Origin of the sequence: Micromonospora sp. NPDC005710, from assembly GCF_040630995.1 — a bacterium.
GTDB lineage: Bacteria > Actinomycetota > Actinomycetes > Mycobacteriales > Micromonosporaceae > Micromonospora.
Genome location: NZ_JBEXYP010000020.1, coordinates 21,083 through 43,068, shown reverse-complemented (window position 1 = coordinate 43,068; position 21,986 = coordinate 21,083). Strand labels below are relative to the sequence as shown.

General features: G+C 69.9%; 17 protein-coding genes. 3 read left to right on the top strand and 14 right to left on the bottom strand.

Features of this window, described 5'->3' with window-relative positions:
* Positions 1–127: 127 nt before the first annotated feature.
* Both ABZ406_RS24055 and ABZ406_RS24050 read left to right on the top strand, forming a co-directional pair.
* The gene (locus ABZ406_RS24055; protein ID WP_357765697.1) at positions 128–628 is read left to right on the top strand and encodes a sigma-70 family RNA polymerase sigma factor; all 501 of its coding nucleotides are present in this window, start codon (positions 128–130) and stop codon (positions 626–628) included.
* 5 nt (positions 629–633) lie between these two features.
* The gene (locus ABZ406_RS24050; protein ID WP_357765694.1) at positions 634–1,437 is read left to right on the top strand and encodes a hypothetical protein; all 804 of its coding nucleotides are present in this window, start codon (positions 634–636) and stop codon (positions 1,435–1,437) included.
* 37 nt (positions 1,438–1,474) lie between these two features.
* On the opposite strand, the gene ABZ406_RS24045 is transcribed toward ABZ406_RS24050, so the two are convergent.
* On the bottom strand, positions 1,475–1,978 hold the full coding sequence (locus ABZ406_RS24045) for a shikimate kinase (protein ID WP_357765691.1): 504 nt from the start codon (positions 1,976–1,978) through the stop codon (positions 1,475–1,477).
* Positions 1,978–3,156: a chorismate synthase gene (aroC, locus tag ABZ406_RS24040; RefSeq protein WP_357765689.1), complete on the bottom strand. Its 1,179-nt coding sequence runs from the start codon at positions 3,154–3,156 to the stop codon at positions 1,978–1,980. The genes ABZ406_RS24045 and aroC overlap by 1 nt, the downstream gene beginning before the upstream one ends.
* Before the next feature lie 354 nt (positions 3,157–3,510).
* On the opposite strand from aroC, the gene ABZ406_RS24035 reads away from it, so the two are divergent.
* Positions 3,511–6,741, top strand: a complete 3,231-nt coding sequence (locus ABZ406_RS24035) for an RHS repeat-associated core domain-containing protein (RefSeq protein WP_357765686.1) — start codon at positions 3,511–3,513, stop codon at positions 6,739–6,741.
* Positions 6,742–7,013: 272 nt separating this feature from the next.
* On the opposite strand, the gene ABZ406_RS24030 is transcribed toward ABZ406_RS24035, so the two are convergent.
* The 12 genes from ABZ406_RS24030 to ABZ406_RS23975 all read right to left on the bottom strand — a co-directional run bounded on the left by ABZ406_RS24030 (position 7,014) and on the right by ABZ406_RS23975 (position 21,917).
* A complete protein-coding gene (locus ABZ406_RS24030; RefSeq protein ID WP_357765683.1) occupies positions 7,014–7,670 on the bottom strand; it encodes a class I SAM-dependent methyltransferase in 657 nt (218 codons plus the stop codon).
* Between the two features lie 62 nt (positions 7,671–7,732).
* The gene (locus ABZ406_RS24025; RefSeq protein ID WP_357765681.1) at positions 7,733–8,653 is read right to left on the bottom strand and encodes a glycosyltransferase; all 921 of its coding nucleotides are present in this window, start codon (positions 8,651–8,653) and stop codon (positions 7,733–7,735) included.
* Positions 8,650–9,261, bottom strand: a complete 612-nt coding sequence (locus tag ABZ406_RS24020; protein ID WP_357765873.1) for a glycosyltransferase — start codon at positions 9,259–9,261, stop codon at positions 8,650–8,652. The genes ABZ406_RS24025 and ABZ406_RS24020 overlap by 4 nt, the downstream gene beginning before the upstream one ends.
* 80 nt (positions 9,262–9,341) lie before the next feature.
* Positions 9,342–9,821: a UDP-N-acetylglucosamine--LPS N-acetylglucosamine transferase gene (locus ABZ406_RS24015; RefSeq protein ID WP_357765679.1), complete on the bottom strand. Its 480-nt coding sequence runs from the start codon at positions 9,819–9,821 to the stop codon at positions 9,342–9,344.
* Between the two features lie 222 nt (positions 9,822–10,043).
* Positions 10,044–11,306, bottom strand: coding sequence for a hypothetical protein (locus ABZ406_RS24010; protein WP_357765677.1), 1,263 nt, complete (start codon positions 11,304–11,306; stop codon positions 10,044–10,046).
* Positions 11,303–12,205, bottom strand: a complete 903-nt coding sequence (locus ABZ406_RS24005; RefSeq protein WP_357765674.1) for a sulfotransferase domain-containing protein — start codon at positions 12,203–12,205, stop codon at positions 11,303–11,305. Before ABZ406_RS24005 ends, ABZ406_RS24010 begins: the two co-directional genes overlap by 4 nt.
* Positions 12,206–12,211: 6 nt before the next feature.
* On the bottom strand, positions 12,212–13,765 hold the full coding sequence (locus ABZ406_RS24000) for a lipopolysaccharide biosynthesis protein (RefSeq protein ID WP_357765870.1): 1,554 nt from the start codon (positions 13,763–13,765) through the stop codon (positions 12,212–12,214).
* Between the two features lie 41 nt (positions 13,766–13,806).
* Entirely contained in the window at positions 13,807–15,057 is a 1,251-nt protein-coding gene (locus ABZ406_RS23995; protein ID WP_357765867.1) for an O-antigen ligase family protein, read from the bottom strand.
* A gap of 98 nt (positions 15,058–15,155) precedes the next feature.
* Entirely contained in the window at positions 15,156–16,766 is a 1,611-nt protein-coding gene (locus tag ABZ406_RS23990; RefSeq protein ID WP_357765671.1) for a lipopolysaccharide biosynthesis protein, read from the bottom strand.
* A gap of 151 nt (positions 16,767–16,917) precedes the next feature.
* Positions 16,918–18,849, bottom strand: coding sequence for a hypothetical protein (locus ABZ406_RS23985; RefSeq protein WP_357765668.1), 1,932 nt, complete (start codon positions 18,847–18,849; stop codon positions 16,918–16,920).
* A 181-nt stretch (positions 18,850–19,030) separates the two neighbouring features.
* Positions 19,031–19,834 carry a phosphatase PAP2 family protein gene (locus tag ABZ406_RS23980; RefSeq protein WP_357765666.1) on the bottom strand — a complete coding sequence of 268 codons (804 nt, stop codon included), beginning with the start codon at positions 19,832–19,834 and terminating at the stop codon, positions 19,031–19,033.
* 382 nt (positions 19,835–20,216) lie between these two features.
* Positions 20,217–21,917: a glycosyl hydrolase gene (locus tag ABZ406_RS23975; RefSeq protein ID WP_357765663.1), complete on the bottom strand. Its 1,701-nt coding sequence runs from the start codon at positions 21,915–21,917 to the stop codon at positions 20,217–20,219.
* Positions 21,918–21,986 lie beyond the last annotated feature (69 nt).

Sequence of the window (21,986 nt, the reverse complement as noted above, 5' to 3'; positions counted from 1 at the left end):
GTCACGTGTGCCGGGCCATCTATCCTCGTCGACGGCAGTCGACGACGGGTGAGCGAGCACCGGGACCGCGCGCCGGGTGGGTAAGCCACCCGGATACGGTCCGGGCTGGGCGGGAGTGCACTGGCACATGCGTAACGCCCACGAGTTCGACGACTTCTACACCGCGTCCTCCCGGCGGGTGCTGGGTCAGGTGTACGCGATGATCGGCAATCATGCCGAGGCAGAGGACGCCGTCGCGGAGGCCTACCTCAGGGCGTGGGATCGGTGGAGCAGGGTGCGTGAGTGCGACAGCCCCGAGGCATGGGTGCGCCGCGTCGCGTACCGGATCGCCGTTTCGGCCTGGCGCAAGGCGGCCAACCGGCTACGAGCCCACCGCCGGGACACCACCTCCGAGCAGGTCGACGCCATCAGCCCCGACCATGTGGCACTGGTGAAGGCCCTTCGCCAGATCTCCGCCGACCAACGACGGGTCATCGTCCTGCACCATCTCGTCGGTCTCAGCGTCGCCGAGATCGCCACCGAGACCGGCGCGTCCCCCAACACGGTCAAGACCTGGCTCGCACGCGGCCGTCGGGCCCTGGCCGATCACCTCACCAGCGTCGAGCCCTACGTCATGGATGGGGGGTAGTCCTGATGCCCGACCAGAACCTCGACGACGGTCTGCGGTCACTGGCCGACGAGGGCGCCCGTCGCGGCCGTCTCGCCGACGCCACGGTGGTCCGACAACGCGGCGACGCGCACCGCAGGCGACGCCACGTGGCCTCGGCGGCGGCAGGTGTCGCGGTGGTGGGTCTGCTCGGTGTGGGGGTGGCGATCGGCCGACCGACGGCCGGGCCGCTTCCGCCGCCGGCGGCCACCCCGACGACGGCCTCCGCACCCACGGGACCGACGCCGACGACGCCGTCATCGGCCCCGTCGACGTCCACAGCCCCCTCGTCGGCGTCCGCCGCGCCCCCGTCCAGGCCGAGCGGCACGACAAACCCGGTGCTCGCCGGCAGGCGCGAGGTCACCATCGTGCGCGTGCAGGCCACCGAGGGCGGCATCGCCCTCGACGGTCAACTCACCGAGGTCGACGACGACAGCGGTCGGCAACTGTTCGTGACGACGCCACTGGGCGGCGACACCTACCTGATCAAGGCCTACGGCACAGCCGACAACCACCCCGCCAACGACGAACCGGCCTGCTGGCAGGTCGACAACCCCGGTGACGGCGAACCACTTAGAATCGAGGGCGCGGTCTGCGACGCCGACAACCCGGCGCAGCGCTTCACCATCGTCGCCAGCGGCAAGGGCGCGTACGCGATCAGCAACAGGTCCGCGTACCTCCAACACTCCCCGACCGACGGCATGATCCTGGAAGAGGTCGCCGACGGGCCGGTGCCCAGCACGTTCCGGCTGATCGACAACGGCCCCGCCCGCCGCCCGGCCGGCGGCTGACCCACCCGCCCCGCTCAGTAGCGGCGACGCCGGGGTGTCAGCGCGGGAGCAGGGCGGCGACCTCGGCGACGACCTGCGCCGGGGCCCGGCCGTCGGTGACCACCGTCTCGGTGGCCACCTCGGCGTAGAGGGGCCGACGCTGATCCATCAGGTGCTTGAGGGTGGCCCGTGGGTTGAGCGCCAGCAGCGGCCGACCGGCGCCGAGCCCGACCCGCTTGACCGCGTCGGGCAACTCGACCGACAGGTGCACCACCCGGTGCCCGATCAGGGCCGCCCGGGTCTCCTCGGCCAGCACCGCGCCGCCGCCGAGGGCGAGCACGCCTGTGCCGGCGGCCAGTGCCGCGGCCACGGCGGCCCGTTCCAGGGTACGGAAGTGCGCCTCACCCTCGTCGATGAAGATCTCCGGGATCGGCTTCCCGGCCATCTGCTCGATGTCGGCGTCGGTGTCGCGGAACTCCACACCGAGGGTGGCGGCGAGCGCCCGCCCGACTGTGGTCTTGCCGCAGCCGGGTGCGCCGACCAGCACGACGACGGGTGCCATCAGCGGATGATGAGCGCGTCGAGGTACCCGGCCACGTTGCGACGGATCTCGGCGATCGAGTCCCCACCGAACTTCTCGGTGGCCGCCTCGGCGAGCACCAGCGCCACCATCGCCTCGGCGACCACCGCCGCGGCGGGCACCGCGCAGACGTCGGAGCGCTGGTTGATCGCGGTGGCCGGCTGGCCGGTGGTGACGTCCACTGTGGCCAGCGCCCGGTTCAGCGAGGAGATCGGCTTCATCGCGGCGCGGACCCGCAGCGGCTCACCTGTGGTGATGCCACCCTCCAGCCCGCCGGCCCGGTCGGTGACCCGGCGGACGCCGGTGGCCGACGGGATGATCTCGTCGTGCGCCTCGGAGCCGCGGGACCGAGCCTGCTGCCAACCGTCGCCGATCTCCACGCCCTTGATCGCCTGAATGGACATCAGGGCGGTGGCCAGCCGGGCGTCGAGCTTGCGGTCCCACTGCACGTGGCTGCCCAGCCCCGGTGGCACCCCGTACGCCAGCACCTCGACCACGCCGCCGAGGGTGTCGGCGGCCTTCTTCGCGGCGTCGACCTCGGCGACCATCAGGGCACTGGCCTCCGGGTCGAGGCAGCGCAGCGGGTCGGCGTCGATCTGGGCGGCGTCGGACGGCGTCGGGCGCAGGCCGGGCTTCGCGGCCACCGGGCCCAACTCGACGACGTGCGAGACGATCTCGATGCCGAGCGCCTGACGGATCAGCGCCTTGGCGACAGTGCCGACGGCCACCCGGGCGGCGGTCTCCCGGGCGCTCGCGCGTTCCAGGATCGGCCGGGCGTCGGTGTGGCCGTACTTCTGCATGCCGGCCAGGTCCGCGTGACCCGGCCGGGGGCGGGTCAGCGGCGCGTTGCGGGCCTGCCGGGCCAGCTCGTCGGGGTCGACCGGGTCGGCGGCCATCACGGTCTGCCACTTGGGCCACTCGGAGTTGCCGACCCGGATCGCCACCGGGCTGCCCAGGGTCACGCCGTGACGGAGGCCGCCGATCAGCTCGACCTCGTCCCGTTCGAACGCCATCCGGGCACCACGGCCGTAGCCCAGCCGGCGGCGGGCCAGCTCGTCGGCGATCTCGGTGGTGGTCACCTCGATGCCGGCCGGCACCCCCTCCATCATCGCGACGAGGGCGGGACCGTGCGATTCACCTGCAGTCAGCCAGCGCAACACAGCGGTCAGTCTGTCACGACGGGTCACCGACGCGACGCGCTCCCCGGTCCGTCCCGCCCAGCGGACGGGTTGACCAACCCGGGCAAATGCGATCGGCACTTGTTTCCATCGAGCCATGCCCATAAGTTGTTCCACAACAAGTAACGGCGACCGCACGGGGAGTTTGGTCGGCCGGTCTTGTTTTTGTCTACGAGGGTGCCCGCACCAGTGGGACCTCGTCTTTTCTGCTCGCTCCCCATCATCCGTCAGGCCCTCGGCCTGACGGCGAACCTTCCTGCGCATTTCACACAATGCGCGGCCCGGCTCGATGTTCGGCGGGAATCTCCCCGCCGAATGACCACATAGGGAGAGCATGTGAGATCTACCGCGGTACGTATGGGGGTGGCGCTGGCGGTTACCGCAGCGTCAGTGCTGGTAGCAGTGCCGGCGTGGGCGGTTCCGACCGCCGCGGCGCCGGGTGGAAAGGCCACCAAGCCGGTGGTGTCGCCGCGCTCCGGCTCGGATGTGTGGCTGTTCACGGCAGGGGGCTCCGCTCCGGCTGCCGCCTGGCAGGCCGCCGCCGCGGCGCCGTCGGTGCCGAAGGGCACCGGTCCGGTCCGCAACGGCACCTTCCTCGACTTCTCGTTGACCGACCGCCTCCAGGCCAAGGTCAACGTCGGCTCCGGCAACCTGGTGCTGACCAGCACCGAACTGACCCTGCCGGGCATCGCCGAGAACGTCACGCTCGGCGCGTCGTTCAACAGTCTCCTGCTCGGCAGCGGCATCGCCAACGGTGCCCACGGGCCGGGGTGGCGGACGAGGTCCGGCATCGACGTCCGGCTGTTCCCCGCCGACGACGGCTCGGTGACCTACGCGGCGGCCGACGGTGTGGTCGGAAAGTTCACCGCCTCGGGCTCCGCCTACACCTCGCCGGGCGAGTTCAAGGCCAAGCTGGCCCAGAACGGCACCGGATGGATCCTCACCGAGAACGACAGCGGCAAGGAGCTGTTCTTCACCTCCGACGGTCTGCTGGACAAGACCGAGGACCGCAACGGCAACGTCGTGGACGTCGCCTACAGCAGCGGCAAGATGACGACAGTGACGTCCAACCGGGGCGTCGGGTCGGTGCGGTCGGCCGCTGTCACCTACACCGGTGACCGGCTGACCCGTTACCGGCACACCGGCAGCGACGGCAACTGGCGGGACGTGTCCTACGAGTACGACTCCGCCAGCCGGCTGAAGACCATCCAGAGCGCCACCTGGCGCAAGGTGCAGTTCGAGTACAACTCGGCCGGTGACCTCACGAAGATCGTGATGGAGGACAGCACCTTCGCCACCATCACCTACGACGGGCAGCACCGCGTCACGTCGTTCACGCAGGTCACTGACAACGCCACAATGCAGGGCGCGACCACCCGCCTGGCGTACACCAGCTCGACGGTGACCGACGTCGCCGACCCGCGCCAGGACCTCTCCCAGCCGGTCACCTCGGTGCCGCACACCACCTACACGGTGAACTCCGAGAAGCGGATCACCAAGGCCGTTGACCCGGCGGGCAACAGCCGCAGCAAGACCTACACGTCGTTCAGCGACGTCGCGACCAGCGTGTCGGCCGAGGGCGGCACCACCACGAACACCCACGGCGCCAACAGCGGTCAGTCCCAGACGAAGTCGGAGTCACCCACCGGCGCCAGCGGCTCGGCCGCCTACGCCAACACGGCGACGTCGACCAACCCGACGGCGAACTTCCAGCCGTCGTCGTCGACCAACGCGCAGGGCAACAGCTCGACGTACACCTACAACGGTGCCGGCAACCAGATGTCCAGCAAGGACGCCCTGGCCGCCGAGGCGAAGGTCGACTACAACAGCGACGGCACGGTCAAATCGTCCACCGACCCGGGCAACGGCACCAACGCCACCACCTACTCGTACGACTCGAACAAGCAGCTCACCACGCTCACCCCGCCGACCAGCAACAGCCTGACGGCGAAGACCTTCACCTACGACAGCTACGGCCGGCTGCGCACCGAGGTCGTCGGCGGCTGCACCACCACCTACGAGTACAGCCTCGACGACCGGTTGACGACCACCAGTTACTCCGGCTGCACCGCCACGACCGCCGTCGTCTACGAGTACGGCGGCTCCGGCAACCTGCTCATCCGCACCGACGCCACCGGCACCACCACCTACGAGTACGACAAGCTCAACCGGCTGAACAAGCGCAACCCGCCGACGGGGCCACAGCAGATCTACCGGCACGACGTGGCGGGCAACCTGGACGAGCTGGTGGACGGCCGGGGCACCACGAAGTACTACTACAACACCCGCAACTGGCTCGTCCGCATGGACACCGCCGGGAGCACCCGCTACAACTTCGACTACGACAAGGACGGCAACCGCATCACCACGTGGTTCGCCACCAACGCCGCCAACAGCACCTGGGCGCTGAAGACCACCACCACGTACGACAAGTCCGACCGCCCGTTGCGCATCACCTCGACCCGCAACTCGGCGAGCCCGACGACAGTCTTCGACGTGACCTACTGCCACGCGAAGTACGTGTCCGGCCAGGCGTGCTCAACGGCCAAGGCCGACGACACCGGGCTGCGTCAGTGGCAGAAGAACGAGATGAACGGGCAGATCAGCCAGTACACCTACGACAAGGGTGACCGGCTCACCAAGGCCGCCAACCACAACGGCAAGACCTACGACTACACGTACAACACGAACGGCAACCGCGAGACCGTCAAGGTCGACGGCACCACGACCCAGACGCTGGCATACAACAGCGCCAACCAGGTCACCACCACCAACAACACCTACGACACCCGGGGCAACCAGACGAAGACCAGCGCCCCGGCCGTCAGCGGCATCGGCTACAACGCCGCCAAGCAGATGACCACCGCCACCACCAGCGGCACCACCACCTACAGCTACGCCGGCACCGACCAGGTGGAGTTGGCTCAGGCGGGCGGCATCAGCCTCACGTACGGCCGGGACGACCAGCACGGCATGCCGTGGCTCCAGTCGTGGAAGATCGGTGCCAACGCCAATGTCTACGTGGAACGCGACGGCCTCGGCACCCCGCTCGGCGTGCGCGTCGGCACCACCGACCACGCGTACGTCCTGGACGGGCTCGGCTCGGTCGTCGGGCTGGTGAAGGCGGACGGTTCCGCCTCGGCCAGCTACACCTACGACCCGTACGGCAACGCGCTCACCGCGTCCGAGACGGGCCTGGGGCAGACCAACATCATCCGGTACGCCAGCGGCACGTACGACCCGGCGACAAAGTTCACGAAGTTCGGGCAGCGCTGGTACAACTCGGACCAGGGACGCTTCACCCAACAGGACAACCTCAGCTTCATCGGTAGTCCGAAGCAGGGCAACCGGTACGCGTATGCGGCGTGCAACCCGGTGAGCTATGGAGACCCGACGGGGCAGACCTGCACCACGAAAGTTGTCACCACAGCTGCCGCGGTGGTCGTTTTCGAAGTCTCTGTCCTGACGACTCCCGTAACTCTCGTTAGCGGCGTCCTCGCCGTCTCGAGTTTCTTTGCGGCAGGGGCATCGGCAAAGGAGATGGTCGATGAGTGTGGATGGGAGTAGATTGAGACCAAAATTACTTCTGTATCTCGCGGTCCTGGCGATGCTTCTCTCGGGAGTCGCTGTGATCATCGAGGTGACGGTTAGTGATCAATCGTGGCGGGAATCAGGGCTGCCCGTAACGGTATTCCTGATGAGCTGCCTGCTGTTTATCGTCCTCCGCAGCAAGGCGTCGCGCAGATAGACGTTCCACCGGCCCGGGCATCTTCGATGGCGCCCGGGCCGGTGCTGTCGGATGACGCTCGCCAGCGTTTCTCTGGAGCCGCGTCGCCGTCTCAGCGGTTCCGGATCGCGATGATCGACTTGGTCAGACCCGCCAGACGCTCATTACGAATGGTCGCGTCGGGGAACAGATACTTGAGTTCGGCGCGGCCGATCAACTCGGTCGTCAGCACCTGCCTCATCGCCGCCTCGTACGACTTGCCGGGGTTGTAGGCGAGCGGCCACTTACGCGCCATCACCACCCGCGCCGACACCGGAAGGAACTGCATCCCGGGGGCCACCCAGTGCGGCTCGACCGGGAAGTACCGGTACGGCGTCTGCACCCAGTACGCGCGCCCCAACTCACGGACCGCGTCGGCCATCCGCTGCCGCCGCTCGTGCCCACCCACGTGTTCGAGGACGCTGTTGCTGAAGACGAGGTCGTACGTGCGGCTCAGGATGCTCTTGGGCAGCTCGCAGGCGTCGGCGTGGTCGGCCTCGGCCCAGTCGGGCAGCTCGGTGGGCAGCGGCTCCAGGTTGACCACGTGGACGTGTGCCGGCCGGACGGGGACGCGCGCCCAACTGTCCACTCGGCCGCCCAGATCGAGGACGGTCATGTCGGCCAGGTCGGGGAAGGCGTCCGACAGCCAGGCCGCGCGCCGTGCCCGCCGTTTGGCACCGAGCGATGTCGGCGAGTCGACGAGACGGAACCTGAGCGAGTGAAGTCCCATGAATGGTTGTCCTTTGATCTGCTGGTGCTCGTTGAGGGAGTGCGGTGCGTCGTCCGGCTCGGTCAGATACCCCGGCCGCGTTTGTGCAGCGTGCGCAGCACCGCGTCGGCCCGGACCACCCGGCCGGCGACGGCGAGGGCGAGGTAGGCGCGCGGCTCCCGGGGGTTTCGCCGAAGCGTTCGCCGGGCCCAGCGCAGCGCACCCCGGCGGTCACCGGAGGCGGCCCGCGCGAACGCGATCTGCCCGGTCACCCGGGCCTCGCCGGCCGGCTGGCTGGCGAACTCCGGGTAGCGCTGCAGCAACCACTGCAACGCCTCGGAGATGGTGTCCCAGCGTTGCGCGAAGTAGGACCGTTTGTGCCACCGCACCAGCACCGACGGGGTGCGCAGGTTGAGCAGCGGCGCGCTGCGGGCGGCCCGCAGCAGGAACTCGTAGTCCTCGGCGTAGCTGCCCGGGATCTCCTCGTCGACCAGACCGAACCCGTCGCGCAGCGCGCTGGCTCGGATCAGGAACGTGGACGGGTGCAGTTCGGTCATCCGGTCGCGCAGCAGGTCGTCGAGGGTGATCCGGTCCTTGTCCAGCACACGGTCGACTGTGCTGCCGTCATAGCTGACCCGGATGCCGCAGCAGACGAACTCCGCCCCCGGGTCGGCGACGAGGGCAGTCACCTGCGCGGCCAGTTTGCCGGGCAGCCACTCGTCGTCGTCGTCGCAGAAGGCGATCAGCTCGCCGCTGCCGGCCAGGGTGCCGCTGTTGCGGGCCCCGGCCAGGCCGGGTGTGCGGGTGTTGCTGATGACCCGGACCACGCGGTCCGGGTCGTCCGACGCGGCCAGGGACTCGTCGGGCGACGACTGGTCGTGGACCACCACCACCTCGACCGGCCCGGCGTACTCCTGGGCCAGGATCGCACGCACCGCGGCCCGCAGCAGTTCCGGGCGGTCCCGGGTGGGCACCACGACGCTGACGCTCGGCTGCCGGGTCACCTGGTCTCCTCCGCGCCGCGGCGCAGCCGTGCCCACACTCCCCGACGCGGCGGGCGCCGCGCCGATCGGGCCACCAACTCGTCGACTATCGCACCGACCCGGGCCACCGCCGCGGCCTGCGCCCGCTGCGCCTGGGGGTCGGCCGTCACCGCGTACCGGGACGGGTCGTTCAACCCGGCGTCCAGCGCGTCGATTAGCTGCTCCCGGGTTTCGCAGAGCGCGACCATGCCGGCGACGCCGAGCCGACGGGCGAAGAGCTGTTGGTGGTTGTCCACGTGCTCGCCGAGCGCCGGGTCGCGGGGCACCACGATCGGGAGGTGGCCGTGCCGCCGGGCCTCCAGGATGGTCGCCGGGCCACCGTGGCAGACCACCAGGTCGGCGCGGGACATCGCCTCCTGCAGGGCGGCGTGGCCGAGGAACGACACCGCGCCGGGCACCGCCGGCGCCCTGGTGTGCCCGTGTTGCAGAGTCAGGTCCACCGGGCCAGCGGCGTCCGCGTGCCAGTGCGCCAACCAGTCGACGAGCCGGCCGAAGGGATGTTTGTCCGTGCCGACGGCGACCAGGACCCGTAACTGGTCCGTCGACGCCACGTCGCGTTGCCGCGGCAGGCGACCGTGCTCGGCGTCGGTGCTCGGCGGGATTTCGGGGGGCAGCGGACGCCGGGCGGTGCCGGTCGTCGCCTCCCCGCTCACAACAGCGTCCCGACGACAGTTGCCTCCGGGTACTGCCGCCGCTGCTCATCCCACTGCACGAGCATCGCGGAGAGGAACGGACGGCACAGTCGGGCGGTCAGCGTCGGGGTGTCGATCCGGTCGTACACCTCGATGTAGACGGTCGGGATGCGCCACAGCCGGGCCAGCACCACGAACGGCACTGCCACCCCGGCGCCAGTGGTGACGACTGCCTCGACCCGCCGCTCGCGCAGCACCCGCCAGGCGAGCACCGCGTTGCGCAACAGGTTCGGCACGTTACGGGTGGTTGGGTGGTACGCCGGCACCAGATCCTCGCCGGCGAGCAGCGACACCGCCTCCGGTGTGTCGAAGGTGACCCAACAGCGTTGCCGGCCCTCGTACCACTGTCGCAACGCCAGCAGCTGGGCTAGGTGCCCGCCGCTGGATCCGACCAGAAGCAGTGCCGGAGGTTCTTCGGCCTCGATCTTCCTGTCCACGCGACTCCCCACAAGTACGCTTGGAATTATGGTCCACGCCACGCATGAGCAGATCACACGTTTGCCAGTCGCTGAATAGCGCGACCAGCCGATCGCTTGCCCACCGCGTGGGATGGTCTGGCCCACCGATCGCCCGAGCCATATCGATGCTCATCACGACCTGCGTCTTCTTCGTCACTCTGTGGCACCGCCCCCGGTGCCACCCTCGGCGATTTCCCCGGATCAGCCGCTATGTCGTTTCTCGATGACGTCCAACAGCGCGGGATGCAGCGCGGCGTTCCAGCCCGCGCCCGCGTCCGCCAGCCGCCAGGTCCGCAACCACATCTCCAGCAGGTAGCCGTCGGCCACCAACCGGCGCTGCGCCGGGCCCAGGCCGAGCCGGTCACCGTGCCGGTCAAGGTACGCGTCGACGGCACCGGCAGCCACCACGGCCGGCTCGCCGCGCAGCACCAGTGCCCGCTGGAACGCGTCGTGCGCCAGGTCGAAGCCGACCGGCACGTCCGGGCCACTGTGCTCCCAGTCCCAGGCCACCAACCGTCCGGCGTGCTCGCCCAGGTTCCACGGCACCCAGTCACCGTGCCAGTGCCCGAACTCCACCTCGGTGCCCCCGTGCCGCCGGGCCAACGCCTGGACGGCGTCGACGGCCCGAGCACCAGCGGCCCCGCCGGCAGCGGCGCGCTCGGCCTGCGCGGTCAGTCGCGCCACGAACGCCGACCCGGCAAGCGGTCGGAGCGGCGTCCCCGGCCCACCCCGTCGGGCCACCGCGAGCAGCGCCGCGATCCGGGGCGGATCGTCGACCGGCACCCCGCGTACCGCAGGGGGCAGCGGCTCGATCACCGCGACCACCTGTCCGGCCCAGGTCAGCTCGGCCAGCAGACCCGGCGGCACCGGGTGGTCGGCCGCACCGGCCACCGATCGCAGCGCCCGCAGCGCGGCCGCCTCCGCGCTGACCAACGCGCGGGTGGCGTCATTCCAGCCGATCTTGGCGTACCCGCGGGGGCGGCCGTCGGCGCTGAACAGTTGCAGTGTGGGCTTGTGGTTGGGATCCGGTGGGCGGACGCCGAAGGCTGCCAACAGCGGGGTGCCACCGAGCGTGTCGGCTACCCGTTCGGCCAGCAGCACCTCGGCCGCGGGCACCCCGGCGGGCACCGAGACGGTGAGGGTCGGGAACGGGGCCAGGCCCACCGCGCCGAACCGGGCCAGCCCGCCGATCGCGGCCCGCAACGCCCGCACCTTCGGAGGCCGCAGCGCGTTGTACGCCAGCAGCGACGCGGCTGCGGCGCGTGGCGCGCCCAGTGGCACCAGGAACCGGGCCCGGGCCGGCGAGGGTACGACGGCGTAGCGAGCCACCGCGCGATGGCCGGCCGGCGGGTCGCCCCCCACCGTCAACGCGACCCGACGGTCCGGGAAGACCGCCCGGCTCACCCAGCCCAGGCCGTCCGTCCGTGACCGCGGATCCGCCGTCGCGTCGACAGGCGCCGTCACGCCGGCCGGTCCGCCCAGTCGAAGTCCATCCCGAGCCGCTGGCGCAACGCGTCGTTGTACGGCAGGTAGTAGTCGGTCAACTCGGCGCGCACCGCGGGCTCTAGCGGCGCGGACCGGCGATCGTTGTAGACCTTGAAGCTGGGCAGGTCGTGAGCCGGCAGACCGAGGAAGTCGAGGGTTCGCCGGTAGGTAGCGCGCGAGTCACTGTAGAGGTCCTCGCTGGGCAGGAAGAGGATCTGCTCCCGGTCGAAGCGCTCCAGCCACGGTTCCAGATGCTCCAGGTAACGCCCCCGGGCCCGGTACGTGTACCAGTCGTACGGCTCGCTGAACGACTCCGGCTCGGCGATCAACCGTTCCCGCTCCCCCGCGGTGCGCTCCGGCTCGGCGGCCAGCGCGGCGGCGAAGTCCAGTGGCTCGATGCCGTGGGTGCGGCGTTCCTTCCAGTGCGAGTACGCCCGCTCCACCGGGTCCCGCAGCAGCACGATCAGCTTCACGGTGGGCATCAGCGCGGCGACCCGCTGCGCGGCGAGCGGGTGGAACATGTACAGCGGGGCCGCCTCACCGACCCGGACCGGCCCACCGTGCCGCCTGGTCAGGGCCGCACGCTGCCGCTCCGTCGGGAAGTGCGAGCGATACCACGCCTCGCCGCGACCCCAGTGCTCCTCGAAGTAGTGCGCCGACTTGGTGTTCCAGGCCGGAAAGAGCCTCGGCACCAGCGGGTGCTGCACGAGGTAGTTCCACAGCGAGGTGGTGCCGCCGCGCTTGGTGCCGATGATGAGGAAGTCCGGCAGCCCTCTGCGGTCGCTGGTCCGCACCCCGTAGTCGACCAGGGAGCCTTTCACCAGGTTCGTCACCTGGGCGGGCACGAGCTGCTTCACCCGATCTCGGATGGACGACACGCGTTCTCACCTGTCCTTCGTCGACGTCACGGCGGTTTCGGCGGCGACCGGCGCCGCCGTCCGACCCCGACGGAACTGCCTCATGGTCACCCGGATCCGCCGTCGCACCGCAGGCACCGTCAACAAGCCGACGCAGCCGGTGACCAGCACGACAAGTGCCACCACCAGGCCGGCGATCCCCCGACCGCCGATGAGCACGCCGCTGAGCGCCGCGACTCCCACCGTGACGACGACCGCTGCCGCCGCACGTGCCAGCGCCGCGTCGACGAGCGGCTGGCCGATCACCACCCGGGCGCAGACGAAGGAGATCAGATTCTCGGTGACTATGCCCGCCGCCCAGGCGGTGGCGGCACCCGTCACCCCGTGCTGCGGGATCAGCACCAGTCCGAGCGAGACGGTCACCCCCAGCCCGGCGACCGTCGCGACCAGGTGAAGGCCACTGCGACCGCTCATCAGCAGCAGCGTCTGGACGTTACCCACCCCGGTGTTGACGAGCATCGCCACGGCCAGCACGGTGATCGCGGTGGCCCCGGCGGTGAAGCCCGGCCCGAAGAGTTGCAGGAACGCCAACCCGAACACCGCGAGCAGGAGGTAGACCGGCCACGACAGCGCCAGAGCCCACGTGGTCATCTGCCGGTGCACGGCGGCTGCCGCGGCCCGTTCGCCGGCACCGAGCAGGCGGGACAGTTGGGGCGACACCGCCACCCGCAAGCCCTGCATGGCCAGTTGCCCGGCCAGGATGTACCGGCCGACAGCGCCGAACACGCCGGCGGCGGCCTGCCCGGCGAGTACCGAGGTGAGCAGGACGCCCACCCACACGGCGCTGGCGTCGATAGCGGCGGAGGCGGCGCGGGGCAGCGCGAAACGCCAGAACGTCGACCAGTCGGCCCGCTCGGGGCGCAACGCCGAACCCCTGCCCACCCCCAGCGGGCCGGTCACCAGCAGGAGACAGGCCAGGACGGCGATCGCCGCCGGAACCACCCAACCGACCATGCCGGCCAGCACGCCACCACTGGCAACGGCCGCCACGCCGACCAGCAGCGGCCGGGCGACCGGAACCAGGACGGACTGCACCCCGATGTACGCCCGGATCGGTCGCACACACCGCAGCACGGCCAGCAGGAGCGTCATCGCCACCACCAGCGGCACCGTGGCGAAGCTGACCACGAGCAAAGCCGTGTCGGCGCCGCCGCGCCCGTCCAGGAGGCGGGGTGCGAGCGCGTCAGCGGCGAGGACTCCGCCGACGGCGACGACGATGGCGACCGCCAACGGGGGCAGCAGCGCCACCGGGAGCACCCGCGCCGCGTCACCTCCCCGGCCGACACGCCGGCGGGGAAGGGTCCAGATGAGCCCGGTCTCCGCACCGAGCGTGCAGATGGCGGCGGTCACCGTGACGACTCCGATCGCCGCGAAGAACGCACCCGAGCCGACGGTGCCGTAGCTGCGGGTGATCACCACAGCCAGCAGGAAACCGAAGAGCCCGTTGGTCGCGGCCCCGGCCAACCCCGCCAGGCCGGTACGGGCGCTGCGCCGCGTCTCGGACGAACCGTCGCTCGGGATCGCACCGGCGCCGGGCTCGGCTGTCGAACGGGTCTCGGCGGTCAACCCGTCACCACCTTCGGACTGTGCACCGGGCGGCCACTGCCCCCTCCCTTGGTGCCCACCTCACTCTCAGTGAGCGCCAAGGCGGCGGCGACCCCGACGTACGCGATCGTCATGGTGGGGTCGGCCATGCCGTAGAACGGGATCTGCACGAGACAGATCACGGGAATCACCGCCAACCACTGGCCGGGCGCCGAGCGGGCCCGGGCGGTCTTCAGCACGACGACCACGAACCAGGCGAGGAAACAGAGCAGCGCCGGCACGCCGTGGCTGAACAACACCGTCCAGAACTGCCCCTGGGTGCCGACCGGCACCTCGGCGGTCACGGTGTCCACTGTGACCGGCGCGCCGTACCCGAGCCACGGCGAGTCCCACATCCGGCGGATGACCTCGGCGTAGAGGGAGAACCGGTCGGTGTTCGTGTCGGTCGACTCGACCCGACTGTTGATCAGATCAGCGACCGGGATCAACAGGGTCGTCAGACCGACGATGGTGATCACCCCGACGACGGAGGCACCGACGCGGACGTTTCCGCGGAGCGCGGCCCGCAGCCCGAGCACTGCCAGGCCCACCCCGAGGCTCGCGAACATCACCCGGTTCAGGGTGAGGAAGGCCGGCGCCAGGGACAGCGGCAGCGACACCAGCAGGGCCCACCGGAGGAACCCACGGCGACGCAACATGGTGTACGCCACCACGCACGGCAACGTCATCGCGTACGCCCCACCGTAGTTGTTCGTGTACGGGAACGGTGCCGTGGGCCGGTAGATCGGCGTGAGCGACACCCTGCTCCACTCGGCGGCGCTGACATGGACCAGATCCTGGATGTACGGGTGATGGGCGACGCCACCGGGCAGCAGGATCTCCATCGGGGTGGTCAGCTCGAAGCGGGGTGCCAGCACGCCCAGCCAGCCCAACAGCACCAGGCCGAACCAGAACATGCACAGGGGCACGAGCGCCGCCGGCACGTCGCCCCGCTCCCGCGCGTAGACGTAGACGTACACCCCGACCACCAGGGCGGTGACGTAGTAACCGAACCGAAGCCCGAAGGGCAGCAGTGAGACGACTGCGGGCAGTTGGGTGGCGCTGAGCAGCACGAGGGTCAGGAAGAGCAACCAGATCCCGGTGGCCGGCGGCAGCGGCACCCGCCCGCGGACGATCAGCAACGCCAGGAGCACCGCGCCGAACAGTGGCCAGATCAGGTAGAACGCGCCGGCCAGCCACCACACGGGAATCAGACCGAAAGCGATCATCAGCGGCCAGCGGGGCAGCCGAGGAGGTGGAGGCGGGGAGACGCTCGGTGCGTACCGGTTCGGCTCGCTGCTGTCCAGAGCGACAGCGACGGACACGGTCAGCCCCGTCCGCTGCGGGTGAGCACGAACCCGAGTGGGGTCACACCGGCCGCGAGCAGCCGTTCCGCCAGCCGGCGCAAATCCGCCTGACGAGTTCTGTCCTGCTCCACCACCACCACCGCGGTGCCCTGACGAGCCGCCGCCACGCCGCGCTCGTCGGCCTCCGACGCCGGCGCGTTGAAGAGCACGACACCCGTTGCGGCGCGTTGGCGCCACGTGCCGAAGCGAACTCCGCCAGCGCCGACAGTCACCTTCTCCGCGCTGCTCCCGACCATGCTCATGTCGGTCGAGGCCGCGCTCAGGCCCGCGCGTGGCAGCGTCATGGTGGCGTCCGGATCCGCCGACGAGTACGTGCCCGGCGGGTACGGGGACGGACGACGGGTGGGAATCGGCTCGGTGGCGTCCTTGCCGGTGCCCGACTCGGCCGTCCGGGGCTTCGGCACGACGGGGCGTGCCGGGTTGGCCGTGGCGGGCAGGTGGTCACGGTCCGCCAACACCGCGCCGCGCAACCGGTCGAGGCGACCACTGTCGTCGGCCACGTAGACCTCCCGACCGGTCGCGGCGAGCGCCACCGCGAGACCGGCGGTGATGGCGGTCTGGTCCTCACGGGTGGTCAGCAGCGCCACCCGGGCAGGTTCACGGACCCGCTCGGCGATGGCCATGGCCGCGTACCGGATGTCGGCGTCCACCGCCTTGCCCCGGCCGCGAAACCTCCGACCACGGACGGTCCCCAGCAGTGGCAGGCCCGTGACGTCACGCCCGTCGTGCACCGAACGGACCCGGCGGTCCACCGATTCCCAGGCGTACGCCAGCACCACGCCCAGCAGCGCCCCTCCGAGCAGCCCGGCCAGCACGTACAACAGGATGTGCCCGCTCGACGACACCAGGACGTTCTCGGCGCTCTGCGTGATCCAGCCCGGGTTGACGTCGACCGCCGCGATCTCGGTCCGGGAGGACTTCAACTGGGTCAGCTGATTGTTGGTGCCGCCCAGTTCGGCGATGGCGGCGTCCAACGAGCCGTCGCGTGCGCTCGCGATCCGCCGCTGCAACGCGTCCCGCTGCTTCTCCACGTCCTCGATGCTCTCGTCGTAGCGCTTGAGCATCTCGGCCCGCTGCTTCTCGTACATCGTCCGGCGCACGTCGAGGTAGGTCTGCGCGGCCAGGTTGGCGTTGCGCACCGCATTGTCGGTGGAGCGATCGGTGAACGTGAAGCGCAGGATCTGCCCGCCGGTCGGCACCTCGACCTCGAGGGCGTCGCGCACGTCACGCTGGTCCCTGCCCTCCGCCGCGAGCCGCTGCACCACCTCGGTCCCGGTGGCGATGCCACTCTCCACGTTCATGTTCACCGCCCGGTCGGCGGCCGCACCGCTCGGAGTGAACGCGTCGGTGACGACCGGGCGCACCGCCACCACAGCGCTCGCGGTGACCGCGCCCGGCAGGATGAGGACGTAACCGAGGGCGGCGAGGAAGCCGAATGCGGCGACCGCCCCTACCAGCCGGACCCGGTGCAGAGGGACGCGGAGCAGGTCCGTCAGGGTGACGGTACGGGCCGGCGTGCCCCCACCACCGAACGCATCGGCGGGCCAGGAACCGGGAGGTGCATCAGCCATAGAACTTCACCGTCTGTTGTGAGTTGCCTGGGCGTGGACGACACCGCGGCTGCAGGTTCGTCCACCCCCTGTGACGTTCCGGGCCGGCGACGTGGTCCGCCGCCGGCCCGACCGCGCTCTTATCGTCGCGCGGTGACGATCGGACCAGTCGTCACTGCACAGAGAAGAACATCTGCGGCGTGGACCAGGTCAACCCACCGCCCGCCGGTGCGATCTCCGTGCCTGTCGCGCCGTCGACAGCCGGGTTGGCCGTGGGATCGAACGGCACGCCGCGTAGCGTACCGTCCGTTCCGCCGTACACGATCCGACCGTCGACCCAGGCCATGCCGCGCACCGACGACCAGGTGACCGCCGTCGTCGGCAGTGTGAACTCGGTGGCACCCAGGTAGTTGCCGTCGATCTCGAAGTAGCGGTAGTAGAGCGCGTTGGCACCACTGCGGGTGTAGTAGAGCCGACCGTTGAGATAGAACGCACCGGTCAGGCCCGCCGGGTTGAACCAGTCGTTGAACCCGGACGACTCCCACGGGACGCCGATCGCGCCACCGTTGAACATCGACACGTCGAGGCGGCTGCCGGTGGGGGTGCCGGTCACTGTGTGCGACCAGTAGATGCGGTCACTCACCCGCCACGTCGCTCCGGCGTTGGTGTAGTTGGGCTGGCTGACGGTGGTGGCGGCGCCGACGGTCGTGCCGTTGAACGACGCCTTGGCCAGCTGACCCTCACCCGTGCCGAGGTAGAGGTTGCCGGTGGCCGCGGTCGGCGGGTTCTTCGGGGCGAAGGTACGGCCGCCAGCAAGCGGGAACATGCCGAGCCGGCCGTGGTATTCGCTGCCCATGCCGTCGGAGTTGTGCCCGAAGTAGAGCCCGTCACTGCCCCGCCAGAGCACCGGAACCTGTGAGCCCCAGGTGGCGGTGCCGGCAGGCATGGACGCGCTGCCGCGACGGCCGGGGTTCCAGGCGACCGGCAGACCGGTCGCCGGGGTGACCGCGGCGATGCCGAGCCGGTCGATCGCACCATTGCCGGCCGCGTCGCTGGCATTGGGGTTGTTCAGCCACCGGAAGTGGCCGCCCAGGTAGATGGTGTTGTCCGCCACCTCCACCGAGGTGATGGTGTCGTTACCGGTGTAGTCGACCCAGGTGCCCAACATGCCGCTGCCCCGGTCTGCGGTCTCGAACCTGATCAGTGCGTCACAGTAGGCAGCCGGCCAGCCCGCGCCACCGTTGGTGCCGACGACGAACCAGGTGCCGTCCGCGCCGAACTTCAGGTCCTGCACGTAGTGCACGAAGGTCTCCGGTGCGGCGCACGGCGCGACGAACTTGTCGGTGCTCCAGTCCAGCACCGTCGGCGTCCCAGAGAGGTCGATCATCGCCATCTGGTTACGGGAGAGCCCGTTGACCAGGGTGAAGTTGCCACCCGCGATCATCGTCTGCCCGTCCGGGGTGACATCGATCGTCCAGCCGTACGAGCCGGTGCCGTGCCGCCCGACGGTGGCGTTGATGTTGAACGTCGGGTCGATCGCGCCCGTTGTGGCGTTGAGGCGTCCCAGGCCGGAGTGCGCGGCACCGTTCAGCCAGTTGAACGCGCCGGCGACGTAGAGCCAGTTGCCGCGCAGCACCATGTCCCGGACCATGCCGCCGTCGGAGCGGCCGACCCAGCTGGCGATGGTCTCCCCGGTCGTCGGGTCGAGCGCCACCAGGTTCTTCCGGGAGACCCCGTTGACCGTCTTGAACGCGCCGCCGACGATGAGGGTGCCGTTCGGACCGGCGAGCAGGGTGTTGACCGCGCCGTCGAGAACCGGCAGGAAGGTGGTCGAGATCGTCCCGGTGGTCCGGTCGTACGCGAACAGGTAACTCTGCGTGACCCAGGCGGCGGTGGCGGTCTGCCGAATCTGGGTGAAGCTGCCTCCCACGTACACCTGCGAGCCGACCTGCGCGAAGGCGCGGGTCTCGCCGTCGCGACCATGGGGGGTGTTGTCGGCGGGATTTGTCGACACGACGGTCGCCGTCTCCGGAGCCGCTACCACGGCGGCAGAGGTGGCGGACGGGGCGACCAACACCGCGGCAACGGTCGTCAGAGCGACCACGGCCACCCGGATACGAAACCCGGCGGACGACCGAGAGAGCGGAACTTTGGGCACGCTGCGCCTCCAAGTTGGACGAGAACCCGCGTAGCGTGCCTCGCCGATCATATTTTCCGACATCCGCCGAGTGGGCTGTCGCCAGCCCCACGCGACGACGATGGACGGCTTTTGTATCAGGTGACGATCAGATGGTGCTGCTCACCGCGACGGGAGTCTCATCCGCTGACCGAACGGGCGGACGCACCCGATTCTCGGCCACCAGCACCGTCAGCACCATCACGCCGAACAGCAGGGTGGCGAAGATCCAACCACCGATGACGTCGGTGAACCAGTGCCGCTCGGCATAGAGCCGGGTGTACCCCTCGACGGCGACCAACACGGTCAGTGCTGTCGCCATCGCGATTCGGCCACGTTTCGGGATCTTCCAGGTCAACCCCGCCAGGACCGCGATGGTACCGAAGGTGAGCATGACCCGGGCGCAGCCGCCGGACGGGTAGGTGCCCAGGTCGGTCGGTGGGTGACCGCGGTTGACGGTCAGCGCCAGGATCTGCTGGGTGTACTGCTCGACGACGAACTGCAACGGCATCGCGACGAGCGGGATCCACCATCGGCGCCGGCGCCAGAGGATGGCGAAGACGATCGCCGCTACCACCGTCACCCACTTGAGCGGGTAACGGTCGCCGATAGCGGTGATGAACGTGTTGATGTCGGCCCACGTCTCGACACGACGGGCATGCACGTAGTCGAAGACCGCATGGTCGACCGAGGGTTCCAGTCTGGACAGCAACTCACCGAGAGGCCAGCAGATCGCCACCACCGCCGCGCACCCGGCGAGCAGGATGACCAGCGCGGCCCCCAGCCGGCCGAAAGCCTCGGTGAGCCCGGCTACCGCGACCCGCAGTCGGTCAGCCACCCGGCTGGCCCGGACGGCGGGCACCCAACGGGTCGCCACCACCGGGACCAGCACCATGGGTACCAGTACCGACAACGCCCCAAGAACGTAGATCAGGACCACAGTCGGACACCGCCGCCCCGTCGACCGGCGGCTGAGCCCGCCACAGCGGTGGCGTGCAGCCGTCTGATGTTCGCCGACGTCATCGGTCCCCTCTCACCCGGGCACCGAGCATCGACCCCGTTCAGGATCCGCTGGCACCACCGCATGGCGTTCGAGGTGACACGTTAGGGGACTGGGACGCTCCGCGAAAGCAGCCGTTCTGTCTGCTCCCCGTCAACCCTCCGTCCTGATCTCGGCAATCTTCGGGGTCACGCCATCGACCAATATTCAGCATTGTGGTCGAGTCACAATTGCGACAGTGCTGGATTTCGACGGCAGCAGCGGGGATGGAGAGTTGCCGCCCCTCAGACTCTCGTCAGCGGATTCCCCCGGTCGGCTGCCGCAGGTACGGGTCCTGCCCTGCCTGCGTGAAACCGGCCACCGAAGAGGCATCGTGGTTCATCGTCATGTCGCAGGTCGACGTGCGGCTGGTCATGCCGGCCGAGTTGAAGTAAATGGCTGCCTTGATCTTCGGGTGGGCTTTTAGCGCGGCCGGGAAATCCTGGAACCAACGCTGCTTGGCACCCAGATCGGCGGCGTTGAAGTTGGTACCGAACTCGGCGAGCATCCGCGGCTTGTCGGCACCGATGCTGTTGTCGTCCAACCAGCGGTAGAAATCGCCGACAGTGCTGCTCGGGCTCCTCCACACCGTACTGCCGTTGCAGACGTGGAAGTTGTACGGGTCGTAGGCCACCCAGTCGACGTACCGGTCACCCGGATACAGCCCGGCGTACCGGGAGTTGTGGCCCGACCAGCCCATCATCGTCCAGACCCAGACCGCGTTCGTCGCGCCGACCGCGGCGAAGCGCTCGTGGACGTAGCGCCAGGCCCGGACGAAGTCGGCGTCGCTGCCCTTGGCCGGCTCGTCCTCCGGCTCGTGGTCGAAGCCGATGAAGACGGGCACCTTGGCGGCCTTGATCCGGCCCGCTACCGCGTCGATGGTGTCGTCCTGCTTGCCGCCGTAGACATCCGACCACCTGAGGGTGATCCCGGCCGAGAAGTCACGGGACTCCCAGGCGAAGAACATCAGCCGGCCTTCGCGCATCTGCTGCTGTTCGTACGTGTCGGGGAAGGCGCCGTTGCTGCCGGCGTTGGAGAAGTCGTGGTAGCGGTGGACGATGTCGAACTTGCGCCCGACCTGCTTCTCCACGTCGGTGACGGCCTTGCCGTGGTCCCAGCCGCCGGCCGCCCCGGCGGGGTTGTACATGCCCCACCAGGCGCCGCAGGACGGGACGAGCTTGTCCGAGACGGACCCGCACTTGCCGGACGGGAGGGTGCCGCTGGCGCTCGGGGTCGCCGTCCGGGTCGGGGCGATGGTCGGCGACGGCTTCGGCGTGGTGCTCGGCGACCCGCTGGGCGACGGCGGTGGCGCCGGACGGGTCGGTGCCACCGTCGGCGAGGCCCCGAGGTCATAGCTGATCAGCAGGTTGGGCCGCAGGTCAGGGTTGCGGTTCTCGACCGATGCCCAGTAGATCCGACTCTCCAGACCGCTCTGCGCCAACGAGACCGTCCAGGTGCCGTTGCCGGTGACGAGTTTGGAGACGTCCCACTCGTTGAAGCCCTTCGCCACACTTGTCACCCGGTCCAGGGCAGCACCTGCCGACGTCAGGGGAGGCCGCGACTCGCGGGCGCTCAGCGGCGAGGCGTGCGCCGTCACGGTGGCGGCGAACGGCTGCCAGGCGTACACCCGCAGCGTCGCCCGGACGTTGACCGCAGTGGACGGAACCGTTGTCACACCGAACTCGATGACCGCCTCACGGCCACCGCGCGGGTTGCCGTCGCAACGCGTCGCACAGGTGGCCAGTGTGGGCTTGGACGCGTTGTCACCGTCCTGGGACACCGTGGTGGCGGTGGTGTCCGCCGCCGCCCGGATCGACAGGTCGTCGTTGGCCAGCAGCGGCATCATGGTTGCCACCATGCCGGCCACCACCGAACCGCCGACCAGGCCGATGGCAATCGCCTTGCGGCGGGGGCCGGAGCGGAAACGGGTGATGCGGTGCAGTCCGTGCCTGGTCAAGGAAACTCCCTGTGTCTGAGTCCGTAACGCTGAGCAGCGTATCGATGACCAGGACATGTGGCAGGTAGG